The following is a 15,191-nucleotide window of genomic DNA, read 5'->3' as shown; positions in this document are numbered from 1 at the left end:
GGTGTTGCTCTCAGCTTAGGCGGCTCGGCGTCAGGCTGCGCTTGGAACTGTGGCAAAAGGTCTCGGTTTCAGCATTGGAAAAACGCAAAACCTGTAGGAGCGGGCCATGCGCCCTTCAGTCGTTGCGTGCGCCGCCGTAGTAGGCACAGCCGCGTTGAGTTTTGCCATTCAGGCGCAGCTCGGCAAACAGGTGCTGCACCGCGCCGCTCATGCCATCGGCGCAGCGCTGCGGGGCCACCCACAGCTCCAGGCGTTGGCCATTGGCTTCGCTGGTGAGGTTGAAGCGGCCGTCCGGCAGTTGTTCTTCCAGGTAGGGCAGGGCCTGCGCTTCTTGGCCTGGGCGCTCGAGCACCAGGCCTTTGCCGCTGACGCTCAGGCTCCAGTCGGGTTCATGGCCGCTGGCGCGCAGGGTCAGGTGCTTGAAGTTAGGGTCGTCGCAACTATGCCCTTCGTGCTGTACGCGATACAGTTGGTCGAGGTTCAGTTGACCATCGACGCCGGTCACCTGACTGCTGCCGAGGCTGCCGCGCAGGTCGGCAAACAGTGGGCCCTTGCCGCCGTCCAGCAGTGCCGCCGCTTCTTGCAACAGGCCGGTGTGGCCGCTGTCGTTGATCACGAAGCGGCGTTGTTCTCGACAGGGACGCAACAGTAGCTGGCCGGCGCTGACGCTTAGCTCACCTTGCAGACGCACCACGCTGGCCGTTGGCGTGGTCGGTTGCTCGCCGAACATTTGGCAACTGGCGAGCAGCGGTAGTAAGGCAAACAATAAGGGACGGGCAGCACGCATCGTGGGTCTCCTGGCAAGTGCGGCCACGTTACCCACGCGGATAGACGATCACAAGGGTGGAGCGGCAGATGATCCGGTGCAAAGGTGTCTACGCGGCGCCAGCGCGCGAAGAGGGCTTTCGCGTGCGGGTCGATCGTCGGCCGCCCGCTCGCTCGCCGGTCTGTTATGCCGGCGAGCGCATGAGCCGATCAGCCGACGCGGTAGACCTGTCCGGTCTGGGCACCTTCCACGCTTTTTGCGTAAGCCAGCGCCACCTCCGCCGCCGGCACCGGTTTGAAGCCGCGGAAGAATGGCCCATAGCTGCCCATCGACTCGACCAGCACATTCGGGCTCACCGCATTCACCCGCAGGCCGCGCGGTAGCTCGATCGCGGCGCCCCGGACGAAGCCGTTGACGGCGGCGTTGACCATGCTCGCCGAACTGCCGGCGCGGATCGGGTCCTCGCTGAGGATGCCGGAGGTCAGGGTGAAGGAGCCGCCATCATTGATGAATTCACGGCCGATCAGCAGCAGGTTGACCTGGCCCATCAGCTTGTCTTTGAGACCGATGGCGTATTCCTTCTCGGTCATTTCTGCCAGCGCGCCGAAGTGCAGCTTGCCGACGGCGCTGACCAGCGCATCGAAGGGGCCGACTTTCTCGAAGAGGGCGCGAATGGACCGGCTGTCGGTGATATTCACCTGGTAGTCGCCGCTGGAGTGGCCGACCCGAACGATTTCGTGGCGGTCTTTCAGCTCGTGGTCGATAGCTCTGCCGATGGTGCCGCTGGCGCCGATCAAAAGGACTCTCATGGACGTGCTCCTGGATAAAGTGATTACGACGAGGTTCAGTGTAGAGTGCGATTTGTCGCCGATAATCCGGCTAATCAGAAACCTTTGGTTCTCAATAGGAAACAGTCTTGAGCGAGATGGATGATCTGGCCGCCTTTGCCACGCTGCTCGAGGTCGGCAGCTTTACCCGCGCCGCCGAGCGCCTGGGTTGCAGCAAGGGGCAGCTGTCCAAGCGTATCCGCCTGCTGGAGCAAGGGCTGGGCATGACCCTGCTGCACCGCACCACGCGCCGGCTTTCCCTGACCGCCGCCGGCGCCGCGCTGCTGCCGGAAGCCCAGGCGCTGACCGCCCAGGCCATGCGCGCACGGCAGACCCTGGCGCGGCTCAAGGATGAGGCGGCCGGCACGGTGCGGATCACGGTGCCGGTGTCCCTCGGCGAAACCTTCTTCGATGCGCTGCTGCTGGACTTCTCCCAGCGCTATCCCCAGGTGCGGATCGAACTGGAGCTGAACAATGGGTATCGCGATCTGCTGAGCGATGGCTTCGATCTGGCGATTCGCTCCGGTTTGCAGGCGGATGATCGGCTGGTGGCGCGGCCGTTGTTCGCCATGCAGGAGCTGACCTGCGCCAGCCCGAGCTATCTGCAGCGACACGGCGAGCCCGCGCTGCCAGAGGACCTGAGTACCCATGTCTGTTTGCTGAACAGTCACTACAGCGGCCCTGAGGAGTGGCTGTACCACCGCCAGCACGAACTGTCGCGGGTGCGGGTGACGGGGCCCTTGGCGAGCAATCACTACAGCCTGCTGAAGAAGGCCGCGCTGGCCGGCGCCGGCATCGCCCGCCTGCCGTCCTACCTGCTGCACAAGGAACTGGCGAACGGCAGCCTGGTCTGGCTGCTGCGCGATTATCAGACCCGCAGCACCCCGGTGTTTCTGGTGCACCCCTACCAGAGCGGGCTACCCAGGCGTACGCAGGTGCTGGTGGAATATCTGCTGGCCTGGTTCGAGCAGAGCCGACGGGCGCTGGATGGCCTTTAGGGGCGGAGCGGACCTGCCTCCAGTACCTTCGCTCTTGTAGGAGCGAGCAGGCTAGCGGTAGTGCTTGGCGATGAGGTGGTCGATAGACAGGGCTCCGGGCCCGCGGGCGACCAGGTAGAGGAGTACGGCGGCCCAGGTGCCGTGGGTCGGGTAGGCGTCCGGGTAGACGAACAGCTGGATCGTCAGCGTCATACCGAACAGGGCCAGCGCCGAGAAGCGCGTGGCGAAGCCGAGCAGGATCAGCACGGGGAACAGGTGCTCGCCGAACGCCGCGAGGTGCGCCGCCAGTTCGGGTGAGACCAGGGGCAGCTGGTACTCACTGCTAAACAACGGAATGGTCGAATCGGCCAGCCGCGGTACGCCCAGCTCGAAGGTCCCGGACACCAGGTCGATGGCCAGGCCTTCGATCTTGGTCTGCCCGGATTTCCAGAACACCGCGGCGATGGAAAAGCGTCCGAGGAAGGCGATCAGGCTGTGCGGGATAGCCTGGCACAGGTCGATGAGCCTGCCGATCAGGCGGGCGGGAAATGCGGCGGTTTCGAGCCGTGCGGGAGCGTTCATAGCGGTGGCCTTGTGCTGGTCTGGAGAGGCTGGTGCAAATGGCTGATGGCGCCCGCGCGGATCAGCAGGGCCAGGCAGGCGCTCAGGTCGAAGGCGGCCTCGGCGGCTTGTGCCTGTTCGGCGGCGTGACCCAGCGTCATGCCCTGTTGCAGGCAGCGGATGAACTGCGCGTTGCCGGTCGGCACGGCGATGACCATGACTTGCAGATCGCTGCGTAGCACCAGGGCGTATTCCGGCTGCAGCGGGTCGACGCTCTCGAGCGCCAGCTCGCCCTGATGGGCCGCCCACAGCGAAACCACCGCAAAGGCCGAACCGAGCACGCCGAGCGAGGGGTGCAGCTGGAACCGCAGTTCGCCCAGGCATTCCGGTGCCGCCAGCGCGGCGGCGATCTCCTGCACCGCCAATGGCGCGCGGTCGGCGGCATGGTAGGCCTGCACGCGCAGGGCTTCGAGGCGCGCCACGTCGGCCAGGTAGGGCAGGCTGCGGGCGGGCTCGAAGCCCTCGATAAAGGCTGCGAAGTGCTCGCCATAACGGACCAGGAGGCGCGAGCGCGGCGGATGGACCTGCACGTAGGCATGGGCCATGGCGCGAAAGAAGGTCTCGCCCACCAGCTCGTGGACCACCGGATAGCTGTCCGCCAGGGCGTCGATCAGCGAATTGAACAGGTTATTGCGATAGACCGCGAAGCGGCTGGCCGGGTCCGAGCCGTTCCAGGCTGTCAGACCGCTCGGGCAGGGCCGGGCGGGGTCGAGCAGGGCGGCGGCGAAGGCGGACTGAGTGTTCATGCCAGCACCTGCGGCCGGTTCGCCGGCGGCTCGTGCAGCAGGCGTTCGGCCTGGCGCGCCTCGGCGAGCAGCACCTCCAGGGCCGGCACCTGGTTGTCGCGCTCGATCAGCGTTGGTGTCGGGCCGATCAGCTGCAGCACCTGCGCATAGAGTGCCCACACCGCGCTATCGACCGCGGCGCCGTGGCTATCGATCAGCAGGCGGTCGCCGGCGCCATCGATATCCTCGGCGAAACCGGCCAAATGAATCTCGGCCACAGCGCTCAAGGGCAGGGCACGGATGTAGGCGAGCGCATCGCGGTGGTGATTGATGCTGGACACATAGGCGTTGTTGACGTCGAGCAGCAGGCCGCAACCGCTGCGCCGGACTATCTCGGCGATAAAGGCCGCCTCATCCATGCTCGAGTGGGCAAACTCGACGTAGGTGGCCGGGTTCTCCAGCAGCATGGGGCGTTGCAGGCGGGTCTGCACCCGGTCGATATGCTCGCAGACGCGGCTCAGTGTGGCCTCGTCGTACGCGACGGGGAGCAGGTCGTTGAGAAACAGCTCGCCATGGCTGGACCAGGCCAGGTGTTCGGAAAACGCTTGGGGCTCATAGCGCTCGATAAGTGCGGCGAGACGATCCAGATGGCTTTCATCGAGCGGCCCTTCGGCACCGATGGACAGGCCCACACCGTGCAGCGACAGCGGGTAGCGGGCGCGGATCAGGCCGAGGAAGTGGTGGAAGGGGCCGCCTGCCACCATGTAATTCTCCGCATGTATTTCAAAGAAGCCGATGTCGGCCGCGGTCTCGAGTATTTCCCGGAAATGCTGGGGCTTGAGCCCCAGCCCGGCGCGTGCGGGCAGGCTGGCCGCGCACGCGGGTGCAGCGCGCTGCGCGGCGAGGGACGGCGAATCAAACTTCATCGTCTGCACACTTCGTCATCAACCAGGGCCTGGGGCGATCAGGCCTTTTCCTTGTAGGCCTGGAGCTGGCCGAAACCGGTCGGCGAAGTTGGCACGGCGGTCTTCTCGCAAGTGCCCTTGGGCACCAGCTTCCAGGCGTTGCCCTGATGGTCCTTTTTCGCGGTGCCGGCACAGGTGGTGCCAGCACCCGCGGCGCAATCGTTCTTGCCTTTGAGCGCCACGCCGAAGCATTTCTCGGTGTCGGCGGCCTGAGCCGTGAGCGGCGCGGCGGCGATGGTCAGTGCGCTGCCCAGAGCCAGTGCCAGGGCTGCCGCTTGAAGGGGGCTGGTGGAAGTGGTTTTCATCATGTGTTCTCTTTTCAGGGATGGGTGGTGGAGTCCAGGCTTATATCGAGCGGGTCTGGTACTTCTACGCAGCCTAGACCGCAATGGCTGCAATGCCGCGTCGATCGTACCGGGGCCATGTCGCTCGCCTAGCCATGTAGAGAGGGCTACGCCGGCTTTGTTACAGCGCAATTTGAAAATGGCCAAATAATCGGCCGATTTCGGCTTCGGCTTCGGCTTCGGCATGGGCGGCCGGCACGCGGTGGTCTGCCTAGCCATGGGTGGACGGTTCGGTAACAACCTCTCGGCCTGCGTTAAAGACGGCCGTCGGCCTTCAACAGCGTTTCCAGGCAATGCTCGTCGATGCCGTAGAAGCTCTTGATCCCCTGGATCTTCTCCAGCAGCTCGGCCGGGTTAACCGGCTCGGCGCGTTTCACCGCGAGGATCATCTTGTTCTTGTTGGTGTGCTCCAGTGACACGAACTCGAACACCTTGGTGTCATAACCGCAGGCTTCCAGCAACAAGGCGCGCAGGCTGTCGGTGACCATCTCCGCCTCCTGCCCCAGGTGTACGCCGTATTGCAGCATGGGCCGCAGCAGCGCCGGGCTGTGCATCTGTGGGCGTATTTGCTTATGGCAGCAGGGCGAACACATGATGATGGCGGCGCCGCTGCGGATGCCCAGGTGGATCGCGTAATCGGTGGCCACATCGCAGGCGTGCAGGGCGATCATGATGTCGATGGCCGCGGGCGTATAGGTGCGCACATCGCCGTGCTGAAAGGACAGGCCCGGCTGCTCCAGGCGCGCGGCGGCGGCGTTGCACAGTTTGACCATGTCCTGGCGCAACTCCACCCCGGTAACCGTCGCGTTCAGCCCCAGGCTGCTGCGCAGGTAGTCGTGCATGGCGAAGGTCAAATAGCCTTTGCCCGAGCCGAAGTCGGCGGCATGGATGGCTTGATCCTGGCGCAAGGGCGAGGCGCTCAGGGCGTGGGAAAACACCTCGATGAACTTGTTGATCTGCTTCCACTTGCGCGCCATCGCCGGGATCAATTCATGCTTGGCGGTGGTCACCCCCAGATCCGCCAGAAACGGCCGGTTCAGCTCGAGAAAGCGCTTCTTCTCGCGGTTGTGTTCGGCGCTGGGCGCCTCACGCTGCACGGCCTGGCCGACAAACAGACTGCTCTTGTCCTTCTTGCCGAACACCAACTGGATCTCATCGGTCAGCGACAGCAGGTGGGCATTCTTGAACGCCGCAGGCAGCAAGTCGGCAATGCAGGCAAGGGCCTCAGTTACCGGCAGGTTCTTGGTGATGTCGCGGGTCTTGTAGTTGTAGACAAAGGACAGGCACGGCTGCTCGCGAACCGTGACCAGGCGCGCGACCACGCGCTGCAGATCCACCTCGTCGCCACGGTATTTGGCCAGCACCAGTTTGACGAAGGTGTTCTGCGTGAGGCTGGTTTCCAGTCGCGCCAGAAACTGCGCACGCTGATCGTTCGTGGTGGTGGCGGGCAGGGAATCGACTGACATGACGGGGGCCTCGAGCGAGCGCTCTGATTGCGGGGGCGGAATAAGGGTTGCGGCTATTTTAGGTTTTTCCGCGGCGCCTGGCGCGGGCTTATTTGGTTGTGGGGGTGCCGACTGGATGGCGCTCTATTGCGAAGGCTACGCTGGCGCGGGGTAATTCTTCGTTGGCGGGAGCCAGGGCGATTGAGCGTCGATCCTAGGACTTGTGGCTTGGCGTGATAGGCGGCAATCGGCCAAATGCGGACATCTGAGAGGTGCGGTTAGCTATCTGGAAATGTCCGGCCATCGCCTGGTCAACGGCAAGGCGCCGCTGTTTGTGCCGTTGCGTGGTCAATCGACCGACGCCGGCATCAGCGCCAATGGCATCTATGTCCTGGTGGGTAGTTACGCGAAGACCGCCGGCATCGAGGTCGCCGGTCTGGGCGTGCACGACCTGCGGGCCATGGCCGCTACCAATGTCCTGGAGCGCGAGGCCGACATTGCCAAGGTTCAGGCATGGCTGGGCCATGCCAATATCAGCACACTCCGAATTTATGATCGCCGGCAGCAGCGGCCGGAAGAGTCCCCCACCGTCAAAGTTCGCCACTGATGGCAGCGATCAGGCACCCGATCACAAAAATAATTGGGTCTATCTACGAACTTCGGCGCCCCTCTTCCCACACCCTACACCCTATAGCACGGTGAGGACATCGAGCACGCTGAGTACGATCAGCACACAGAGCACCGAATAACAAAAATAAAATTATGCATTTCAGTATGTTATAGATTTTTTATGCGCGATATCGCGGAATTCAGCTACCTGATATAGCCTTAAATCACGTATGTGAATGGCCTGTATCGTCCATTCACATACTTGAAGATGCAGGATATGAGCGTCTAATGACGGTTTGTCATGGTCAGCGGATACCGGGAAACTGGGCTCAACAGAAATCGGATTAGGGCTAAGAAATGGCCAACGCTAAACAATCAGCAAAGCGCCGTTTGACGATGTCGGAGCGGGCTCAGCAATTGATGCTGGTGCACTTCCCAAACATTTCAGACGCTTGGAAATGGACGCGCAAGACCCACGATGGGTTTAGCACGATCCCTCGAACCCTCCCCATTGCAATGCAAGCCATCGACGCCCAGTCAAAGGGACAACCTGCCGGGCATGTACTGTTTTGTCTATGGGCTCGATCGCCAGATCATCCCGTGATCACTATCGAAAACCCCAGCACGTTTGCCGCTGAGGCGGGGTTTCTCGGTGAGCGCGCTGTGGATACCTGGCGCCGCCGAATGAAGAAACTTCGTGAACTGCAGTTCATCGTTACTAAGCCAGGGGCGTCAGGCGAATTTCACTACGTGATGCTCACAAACCCTAACGCAGCAGTTGAATGGATGCGAACCCACAGCTTGGTTCAGGATGGTCTCTACAGCCGTTTCATTGAGCGACTTCCCGAGATCGGCGCCTACGGAGATCTAGAGGCTATCCGCGGCCATTGGGAGGCAGAGCGAGCAGCCGCCGCCGCCGCAGTTGCTGCTGAAGCAGCAAAGAATTCCGTTCCTGCCCCACCTCCACCAGCTCCACCAACTAAACCCAAGCGGATCAGGAGGACGAAAGCAAATGCGTAGGAGAAGAGCTAAGGGTACCGAGTGCCGATCCACCCACCTCGGTGCCCTCAAATTAAGACCCCCGGACCAGTTGAGGGTCGAGTCTTGACTGGTTAGAGCTGTGGTGGTGCAACGCGATGCTGACGACCGGACGATAGGAGGCCGTATGCGGACAAAGATGAGAAGAGCTAGGGGCATCGAGTGCCAATCCGCCCACCTCGATGCCCTCAAAATTAAAGCCCTGGACCAGCTGAGGGTCGAGTCTTGACTGGTCAGGGCTGTGGTGGTGCAACGCTTGGGGTGCTAGATCTCGGCTAGAAGTCTAGCACCCCCCTGTCACGGAAACACTGGGAGCAGTGAATCGCCGCTAGCTTCGTAGATACCTCCAAGCCTAAAGTGAAGTTCTTCTGTCAGAGACAGGCCAGTCCGCTTTTGGCCGATAGCTGCTGGTCGCGAATGAGCGGAGCCGACCCTGAACCGCCATTCATCGAAAGGGCAAATTCAACGCGAAGGCTGGAGGTTCTAATCAACGGGTATAGCGAGCTATACACCCTCCACACATCCACTCGCCGTCATCGTAGATTCCACCTGTCATGTCTGTTCTTTGATGGCACCAGCCGCATTCCGAGTAAATGGCATTGTCCTCGTATCTGAACCGGTCTGGCTCCCTGTAGCCCTTTAAGTTGGACGGCAGTAGCTTGGAATCAGGTGGAGTGGCAAACCTCCCGCAGTTGCTGCACCAGTGACCTCCATGGTGCTCAATTGTGCTGGCAGTCTTGCAGTTAGGGCAGACCACCAGGTCTGGAGCCACCACTGGCACCACATTGGCAGGAACAAGCTCAGCAATGCTCTCAACACGGCGGCAACTCATGCCATTGGCATTAAGGTGATTCAGAAGCGGATCGAAGCCCTTGTCGCCACTCAGGACGAAGCACTGGGTATCTGGAGCTCTCTCAAAGGTCCGGCCAAGCTCAAAGGCAATGTGGAAGTCCAAGGCGTTCTTCCCTGCCCCTGAGATCTTCAGGAAGTCCACCCGACTGAACCTGTGGGCCGTAGCAGGCCTCTTTGCGGCCTTAGGTGGGTGCTGATTGGCACCCACGAAGATGATGGCCCTGTAGCTCTCGTCCAAGGGGGACAAATCCACCTTGTGCTTGTTCTCCAGATCAACGAGTAAGAGCTTCTTGGTCATGGCGTCAGATTACTTCGCTGGCAAGTATCTGCCCGTCCCAATGATGGTGAGGGACTTCGCTCCACGAGTCATCGCGACATACAGATCCTTGGCGTTAAGTACGTCCGCATCGAGGATGACCGCATGATCATATTCTAGGCCTTTGACCAGCAGCGTTGTCCCGATGAGCTTTCGGTGGCTGATAGGCCGTCCCGTTTGCCTCATCTCGCGCTGGTACATGTTTGCAGCCTCTGAGAGAGTTGCCCCTTCACCGTCAATGTGTATCTTCAGCACGCTGAGGAAGCGATACAGTAGGTCACGACGATAGGCCGACGTCTCTGGGTTAGCCTTCAACGCCAGGAAGAATGACTTGAGGTGGCTGCTGGTTGGGTTGTTCAGGTATGCATTTGCTGCATGCAAGACCAAGGGGTACTTGGTCCCTTTACTTTGTTTCGCCACTTCGCCTCGTTTGGTGCCGGCCGTCAATGCGTCGCCCACGCCAGTGAAGCACTTCTTCGCAAACTCCAATGCGAGAAGGAAGCCTGTCTGGACGGTCTTCGCGGCTCCGAACTTCTTGAGGAACGAGTGAAGAACCTTACCTTCAACTTCTTCAATGGAGGAAAACCGGCCTGCCATGGTTTTGGCCAAGAGGTGAGTCTTGTTCTTGGACTGCTGATCCCCACCATGCAGAGCAATCACACTCTCGTTGTGACCCAGCAGATCACAGAGCGATGAATACTGTTTTGAAGCGAGGTATTCGCGACTGGTGTAGACACGAACCACACTGGGTGGCCGCTCGCCAAGCAGGTCAATCTTCTGGCCCTGTTCTATTTTCTTTCGCGCCTCCTTCAGCCAGGCACCAAGCTTTGGCTCCCCCGCTTTCTCCCACCGCCAAGGAGTCTCCAACTGCCCCAGACATCCGAAAGAGGGATAGATGCTTGCATCCCAGTCCACAGGCTTGCCTTCGTCAAAGTCAAAGATGGCTTGCATGGGATCGCCCAGGATCCGGCTGGGCAGGAACTCTGCCAAGGCGCAGACCAATGAGTGCTGCAGATCGGAACAGTCCTGATACTCGTCTACATAGACGCCAGCGTAGGTGGCTGCTACGACATGACGAATGAACTTCTTCCCCAGCAAACCAGAACAGCACTCATAAAGCTTGTTCCACTGCTTGCTGGTCGGGTTTTCCGACTTCCACCCCGAAGTCTTGGGGTAAGCCAAGCAAAGGCGCAGCGACCAGCTTGCAATCGTGTCCACCTGATATTTGGAGGCAGGAACACCAAGTGCGGTCATCTTGGTCTTGATCGAGTTCACGCCCGCAAAGGTGTGGGTCAAGATCAGTTGCCTGCCGCTAGACGCCCCCACTGCCAATGCAATGAGATGCGTCTTTCCATACCCAGCAGGCGCGATCACATACCCTTTGGTTGTGCAGTCGTTGAGCTTGATTGCCAACTGCTCAGACATGCTCTGCCCAAGCCCATAGGTTGCCGAGTTCAATCGCAAGGTTCGTCTTGCCGAAGGCCGCGTCTTGGAAGGCCGGGCTTATAGCCTTGAACCATAGGTCGCCTCGGGTGGTGTCCTTGAACCACTTGGACTTATTCGCCGTAACACCGATGGCAGTCCGTAGCTTGGGACTGTCCTTCCACGTGCCAATATCCTTGTCCAGCTCTTCGAGAAACCTGGATCGCACCTGGTCGTGCGCAGAGAGGCCCAGCTCATCTTGAGCGAGCTTCACACTGACCAACACGTTGGCCCACGGCAGATCTTGGAAAGCCCGCTCTTCCAGTGAAAGCTTGTCGCTCCACACCTGGACCGGAACTCCCAACTTAACAAGCTCTGCCTCATCGGCGGGAGAAAACTGATCCTCAGCGTCGCCATCAGCGAGCACCGACACCTCATAGCAAAGCGATTTGAAAGCCATCGCAAGTGCCTTCACCTTGCTGGCTCCCCTCGCATCTAGCAGCGCTACGCTGTGGAAGGAAAACGGATCCTTCTTGTTCTCTACCTGGTAGTCGTCAAAGCCTCTTAGGAAGCCGACCTCTGTAGCGCCTTCGCACACCACAACCTTCTTCGCCAGAAATGCTTCGGTGCTTGACCGAATCTTCCCCTGCATCTCGTGCTCTTCAAGGCCCTCTTTGGCAGCAGAAATGATCTGAACCACACCACTCTTGTTGTGAACGATGTGAAGCTCTTGCACTGTGAGTTCGCGCAGCACGATTGGCGAATGGGTCGTGAGGAAGTACTGCCCGCGCCTGTCTTCTCTAATGTGCTTGATCAGACGGGTGATCCGATGCGGCTCCAAGCCAAACTCCACCTCATCGAACAAGGTGATATGGCCTTCTTCCAGGCCCACCGTCTGAATGCCACACAGAAGCATGCGGCGCGATCCAAGGCCCAACTGACGCAGCGGCATGTCGCCGTCATGCAGGGCCAGTCCGCCCACCTTCAGGTTTATGGAGGTCAGATCGAGGTGAGCCTTGTAGGTGTCCAATACGGGGACACCCAGCAGCTTGGCCATCTCCTGCGACTTCTCAGCCGCAGCGTCAAAGTTCTTAAGGGTGACAGGCCGGTCAACGTCCAACGAGTTTCTGGCAGTTCTTGAGGCGTTCGCCAACAGTTCATTCAGGCTCTGTGCTTCAGTCAGCTTGGCCAGCGCGGTTCCAGTCGCCCACGAAAGCTGCCTCTCACTGTATGCACCGATGAGACCCACACTGATTTTGTTTCTGTCGGCTTGCTTGAACGGAACACCTTCGGGACAGCGGTCACAGACCACGATCCACTTCGGTTCCAAATCCTTCTCAACCGTTAGTCGCACGGTCAAAACACGCTCCAGATGGTCATCCGGCTCGTCCGTGAGCTCCAGTGCTGCTGCGTCCCAGCCCCGGAGGTGGTTGCCGTACTTGTTGAGCGAGCAGAATTCTTCAACCAGGTCGCCAATCGTGACCTCGATGGCGATGGAATTCTCAACCTTGCATTGATAGAAGTCCGAGTCGCTGAGGGTGAGATTCCATTGGGGGTAGAACGCATATCGGATTGCTTCCAAGATGGTTGACTTGGAAGAATCGCCTTTCCCTATGAGGCAGAAGATGTCGGCTGTTGGAAGGGTCCAGTCAAGCTCCTTCACCCCACGAAAGTTCTTGATCGTTATCTTTCTAATTTTCACCGAGCAACGTCCCCCATAACTTCACCCATGAAAACGGGCGAACTCTTGATGTAGCGCTCCGACTGGCTCTCCTGAGCACAGCAAGGACAGCCTTTCGCCCTCATCCCCATCATAGATTCATCTTGGGACGCGAGAAACAAGACGCACCACGACATGCTTGCAGCCGCTACTCATGCCCAATGTTGAAGGGCCGTATTTTACGCCTGCCGACGGCTGCTTTTGGCCGGTTCCTGTCCTTTGCAACCGGCCGCTTTGGGGCGTTCTGAACCGGCCGTGACCGGCTCAGTTCGGCCAAAAACGGACGTACGAAGATTTTCGCCGCATAAATATATCAGCCCCCTTTCCCCCCGCGATCCTAGGCAAGGTGGTGTTCATCCTGAAACCCAACGTACCCACCAACTGGACTCCCCTTGCCGATAGCTGATACCTCATTGCAACAGCAATTCCCTATCGCGACCACCCTCTATGGCAATGCTAGCGCTTACTGTACGCTCTCAGTTTTCTTGAATATCCAGTGATCAGCACAGGGAGAGTCACAGTGAATTTAATATCTGCGAAGGTTGGGCCGTTCCGCTCTATCAATGCTGCTCAAGATGTTGACATTGATCGAGATGTCACCGTTCTGGTGGGTATGAACGAAGCCGGAAAGACCGTGTTCCTCAAAGCGTTGCATAAAGCTCAAGATGCACTGGGTCGCGAAAAATTTAATCCCACTGATGACTATCCGCGCAAAGACTACACGTCCTACATGAGGCGCCATGCGGAAAAACCTGAGACTGCTGTTGCATTGACCTATCAGCTAGACCAAGAAGAAATTGATGAGATCAACACTGATCTCAACACAGCCATTAAACCAGGCTTCACATTTTCAATTTCCTATCTGTACAACAACTCAAAGACCATCAGCATCAACGTAGATGAGGCCCCGGTAATAGCTGCACTGGCCAGCACTAGCGGTCTCAGCAGTGACGCGGTGGCTGCCATTAAAAAAGCTTTAACCCTAAGAGATGCCCTTGATCAGTTGAATGGCATCGACCGCAACGACGCGGATGATGCGTTCTTAGCAGACCTTAAGGCACAGGTTGAAAAATCGGATTGGGCAAACGTCGTGCAGTATGAGGTTTGGGGGCACCTCTCAAGTAAGCTTCCTAAATTTCTTTACTTTAGTGACTACGATTTGCTTCCCGGCAAACTGAACCTAAAAGATCTCGCTACTCGAGTCGCGAACGCCAAGGCTGATTCAAACAATGCATCCAAACAGATCCAGCCGAAGCACCAAGCAGTACTCGCCCTGCTACGCATGGCTGACGTAGATATAGGTGATTTTTCAGGCAGCACAGGCTATGAAGAACTCAAAGCCAAGGTCGAAGCTGTATCGATCAGCCTGACTGATCAGGTACTGGAGTTTTGGAAGCAGAATGAAGACCTCGAGGTCGAGGTAGATATCCGGCCTGACGCGACTGATGAAGCACCGTTCAACGACGGTCCCAACCTGTATTTACGCATCAAGAACCGTCGCCATCGTGGTGTGACAACACCGTTTGATCAGCGTAGCCGAGGCTTCATTTGGTTCTTCAGTTTCCTCGTCTGGTTCGACAGTGTTCAGCAGCAGCTTGATCCCTCTGGCGCAGCCAAACACAATCAGCTAGTACTGCTTCTTGACGAACCCGGCCTTGCACTGCACGCCTTGGCTCAAGCCGACTTCCTACGCTATATCGATGCATTGGCCGAAGATCACCAAGTGATCTACACCACGCATTCACCTTTCATGGTGCACTCGGACCGCCTACACCAAGTACGAGTCGTCGAGGATAAGGCGACTATAGGGACCGTGATCTCCGATAACCTTTCGGGATCTGATGCGCGAACAATCTTTCCGCTGCAAGCCGCTCTAGGCTGGAATCTTGCGCAGAATCTGTTCATCGCAAAGCGAAACTTGTTGGTTGAAGGTCCTTCGGAGCTTGCCTACCTTCAAGCTGCATCCGCGCTGGTTGAAGCGAGTGGCGGCAAGGGTCTACCGGAAGACGTTACTATCGTTCCGGTAGGCGGCCTCAACAACGTCGCGACTTTCGTATCACTGCTGGGGGCAAACGGTCTTGACCTCGCGGTGTTGCACGATTACAGCGGGAAGCCGGAGCAAAAGCTTGATGGACTAATTCAACAAAAGCTGCTGGCAAAAAAATCAGTATTCAACGCATCGCAGTTCCGCGACCCAGCAAGCATCGGTCAGGACAGTGTTCCAAGTGATATCGAAGACTTGTTCAATCCTGTGCTTTACCTTGGCTACTTCAACAAGGTTTATGCGAAAGCATTAAATGGTACGCCCATCCTCGAATCGGATCTTCCTGCCGGCGACCGTATCGTGTATCGCATTGAGCGCGCTCTAGAAACAAAAAAAATCAATGTGCGTCCATCAGGCGGCTTTAACCATTACGCAGTGGCCGCAGCCTTCTCCACTTCCCCCCCCGAGCAACTCGACTCAGATACCCTCGCTCGGTTTAATGCTCTTTTCGAAGCAATTGGCAGCGCCTTATAACGCTGACTTAAGCGAAGTAGCTTGGATGACCATTGGTGGAAAACGC

The 15,191-nt window shown here is 58.8% G+C and carries 13 protein-coding genes and 1 pseudogene; 4 read left to right on the top strand and 10 right to left on the bottom strand.

The window, feature by feature from the left end; translation table 11 throughout:
- Positions 1–115 precede the first annotated feature (115 nt).
- Positions 116–787 carry a COG3650 family protein gene (locus FFS12_RS10135; protein WP_137886711.1) on the bottom strand — a complete coding sequence of 224 codons (672 nt, stop codon included), beginning with the start codon at positions 785–787 and terminating at the stop codon, positions 116–118.
- Between the two features lie 188 nt (positions 788–975).
- Complete coding sequence (locus tag FFS12_RS10130) at positions 976–1,575, bottom strand: short chain dehydrogenase (protein WP_137886710.1); 600 nt, start codon at positions 1,573–1,575, stop codon at positions 976–978.
- A gap of 107 nt (positions 1,576–1,682) precedes the next feature.
- Here FFS12_RS10130 and FFS12_RS10125 point away from each other — a divergent pair, with 107 nt between their 5' ends.
- The gene (locus tag FFS12_RS10125; protein ID WP_137886709.1) at positions 1,683–2,591 is read left to right on the top strand and encodes a LysR family transcriptional regulator; all 909 of its coding nucleotides are present in this window, start codon (positions 1,683–1,685) and stop codon (positions 2,589–2,591) included.
- Positions 2,592–2,642: 51 nt separating this feature from the next.
- On the opposite strand, the gene FFS12_RS10120 is transcribed toward FFS12_RS10125, so the two are convergent.
- The 5 genes from FFS12_RS10120 to FFS12_RS10100 all read right to left on the bottom strand — a co-directional run bounded on the left by FFS12_RS10120 (position 2,643) and on the right by FFS12_RS10100 (position 6,691).
- Positions 2,643–3,152 (bottom strand): DoxX family protein, encoded by a 510-nt coding sequence (locus tag FFS12_RS10120; protein ID WP_137886708.1) that lies wholly within the window; start codon positions 3,150–3,152, stop codon positions 2,643–2,645.
- Positions 3,149–3,937 carry a DUF2063 domain-containing protein gene (locus FFS12_RS10115; protein ID WP_137886707.1) on the bottom strand — a complete coding sequence of 263 codons (789 nt, stop codon included), beginning with the start codon at positions 3,935–3,937 and terminating at the stop codon, positions 3,149–3,151. The genes FFS12_RS10120 and FFS12_RS10115 overlap by 4 nt, the downstream gene beginning before the upstream one ends.
- A complete protein-coding gene (locus tag FFS12_RS10110; RefSeq protein ID WP_137886706.1) occupies positions 3,934–4,842 on the bottom strand; it encodes a DUF692 family multinuclear iron-containing protein in 909 nt (302 codons plus the stop codon). The genes FFS12_RS10115 and FFS12_RS10110 overlap by 4 nt, the downstream gene beginning before the upstream one ends.
- A 38-nt stretch (positions 4,843–4,880) precedes the next feature.
- A complete protein-coding gene (locus tag FFS12_RS10105) occupies positions 4,881–5,186 on the bottom strand; it encodes a DUF2282 domain-containing protein (RefSeq protein ID WP_137886705.1) in 306 nt (101 codons plus the stop codon).
- A 293-nt stretch (positions 5,187–5,479) separates the two neighbouring features.
- The gene (locus tag FFS12_RS10100; RefSeq protein ID WP_137886704.1) at positions 5,480–6,691 is read right to left on the bottom strand and encodes an SAM-dependent methyltransferase; all 1,212 of its coding nucleotides are present in this window, start codon (positions 6,689–6,691) and stop codon (positions 5,480–5,482) included.
- A gap of 262 nt (positions 6,692–6,953) precedes the next feature.
- On the opposite strand from FFS12_RS10100, the pseudogene FFS12_RS10095 reads away from it, so the two are divergent.
- Positions 6,954–7,277: pseudogene (locus tag FFS12_RS10095) on the top strand (tyrosine-type recombinase/integrase); the annotation flags it as partial.
- Between the two features lie 359 nt (positions 7,278–7,636).
- The gene (locus FFS12_RS10090; protein ID WP_218568971.1) at positions 7,637–8,299 is read left to right on the top strand and encodes a hypothetical protein; all 663 of its coding nucleotides are present in this window, start codon (positions 7,637–7,639) and stop codon (positions 8,297–8,299) included.
- A 505-nt stretch (positions 8,300–8,804) separates the two neighbouring features.
- On the opposite strand, the gene FFS12_RS10085 is transcribed toward FFS12_RS10090, so the two are convergent.
- Genes FFS12_RS10085 through FFS12_RS10075 form a run of 3 tightly spaced genes read right to left on the bottom strand, consistent with a single transcriptional unit; the run spans position 8,805 to position 12,609 of the window.
- Positions 8,805–9,467: a PIN domain-containing protein gene (locus FFS12_RS10085; RefSeq protein WP_137886702.1), complete on the bottom strand. Its 663-nt coding sequence runs from the start codon at positions 9,465–9,467 to the stop codon at positions 8,805–8,807.
- 9 nt (positions 9,468–9,476) lie between these two features.
- The gene (locus FFS12_RS10080; RefSeq protein ID WP_137886701.1) at positions 9,477–10,910 is read right to left on the bottom strand and encodes a UvrD-helicase domain-containing protein; all 1,434 of its coding nucleotides are present in this window, start codon (positions 10,908–10,910) and stop codon (positions 9,477–9,479) included.
- A complete protein-coding gene (locus tag FFS12_RS10075; RefSeq protein ID WP_137886700.1) occupies positions 10,903–12,609 on the bottom strand; it encodes an ATP-dependent endonuclease in 1,707 nt (568 codons plus the stop codon). The genes FFS12_RS10080 and FFS12_RS10075 overlap by 8 nt, the downstream gene beginning before the upstream one ends.
- Positions 12,610–13,147: 538 nt before the next feature.
- On the opposite strand from FFS12_RS10075, the gene FFS12_RS10070 reads away from it, so the two are divergent.
- Entirely contained in the window at positions 13,148–15,145 is a 1,998-nt protein-coding gene (locus FFS12_RS10070; protein ID WP_137886699.1) for an AAA family ATPase, read from the top strand.
- The last annotated feature ends 46 nt before the right edge of the window (positions 15,146–15,191 follow it).

Origin of the sequence: Pseudomonas sp. 2FE (genome assembly GCF_005503735.1) — a bacterium.
In the GTDB taxonomy this organism is placed as follows: domain Bacteria; phylum Pseudomonadota; class Gammaproteobacteria; order Pseudomonadales; family Pseudomonadaceae; genus Aquipseudomonas.
This window is presented reverse-complemented; position numbering and strand designations above follow the sequence as displayed.

Coding starts and splice junctions, on each gene's coding strand:
- FFS12_RS10115 (WP_137886707.1), bottom strand. CDS start 3,937: ATGAACACTCAGTCCGCCTTCGCCGCCGCCCTGCTCGACCCCGCCCGG.
- FFS12_RS10135 (WP_137886711.1), bottom strand. CDS start 787: ATGCGTGCTGCCCGTCCCTTATTGTTTGCCTTACTACCGCTGCTCGCC.
- FFS12_RS10080 (WP_137886701.1), bottom strand. CDS start 10,910: ATGTCTGAGCAGTTGGCAATCAAGCTCAACGACTGCACAACCAAAGGG.
- FFS12_RS10090 (WP_218568971.1), top strand. CDS start 7,637: ATGGCCAACGCTAAACAATCAGCAAAGCGCCGTTTGACGATGTCGGAG.
- FFS12_RS10085 (WP_137886702.1), bottom strand. CDS start 9,467: ATGACCAAGAAGCTCTTACTCGTTGATCTGGAGAACAAGCACAAGGTG.
- FFS12_RS10100 (WP_137886704.1), bottom strand. CDS start 6,691: ATGTCAGTCGATTCCCTGCCCGCCACCACCACGAACGATCAGCGTGCG.
- FFS12_RS10110 (WP_137886706.1), bottom strand. CDS start 4,842: ATGAAGTTTGATTCGCCGTCCCTCGCCGCGCAGCGCGCTGCACCCGCG.
- FFS12_RS10105 (WP_137886705.1), bottom strand. CDS start 5,186: ATGAAAACCACTTCCACCAGCCCCCTTCAAGCGGCAGCCCTGGCACTG.
- FFS12_RS10130 (WP_137886710.1), bottom strand. CDS start 1,575: ATGAGAGTCCTTTTGATCGGCGCCAGCGGCACCATCGGCAGAGCTATC.
- FFS12_RS10120 (WP_137886708.1), bottom strand. CDS start 3,152: ATGAACGCTCCCGCACGGCTCGAAACCGCCGCATTTCCCGCCCGCCTG.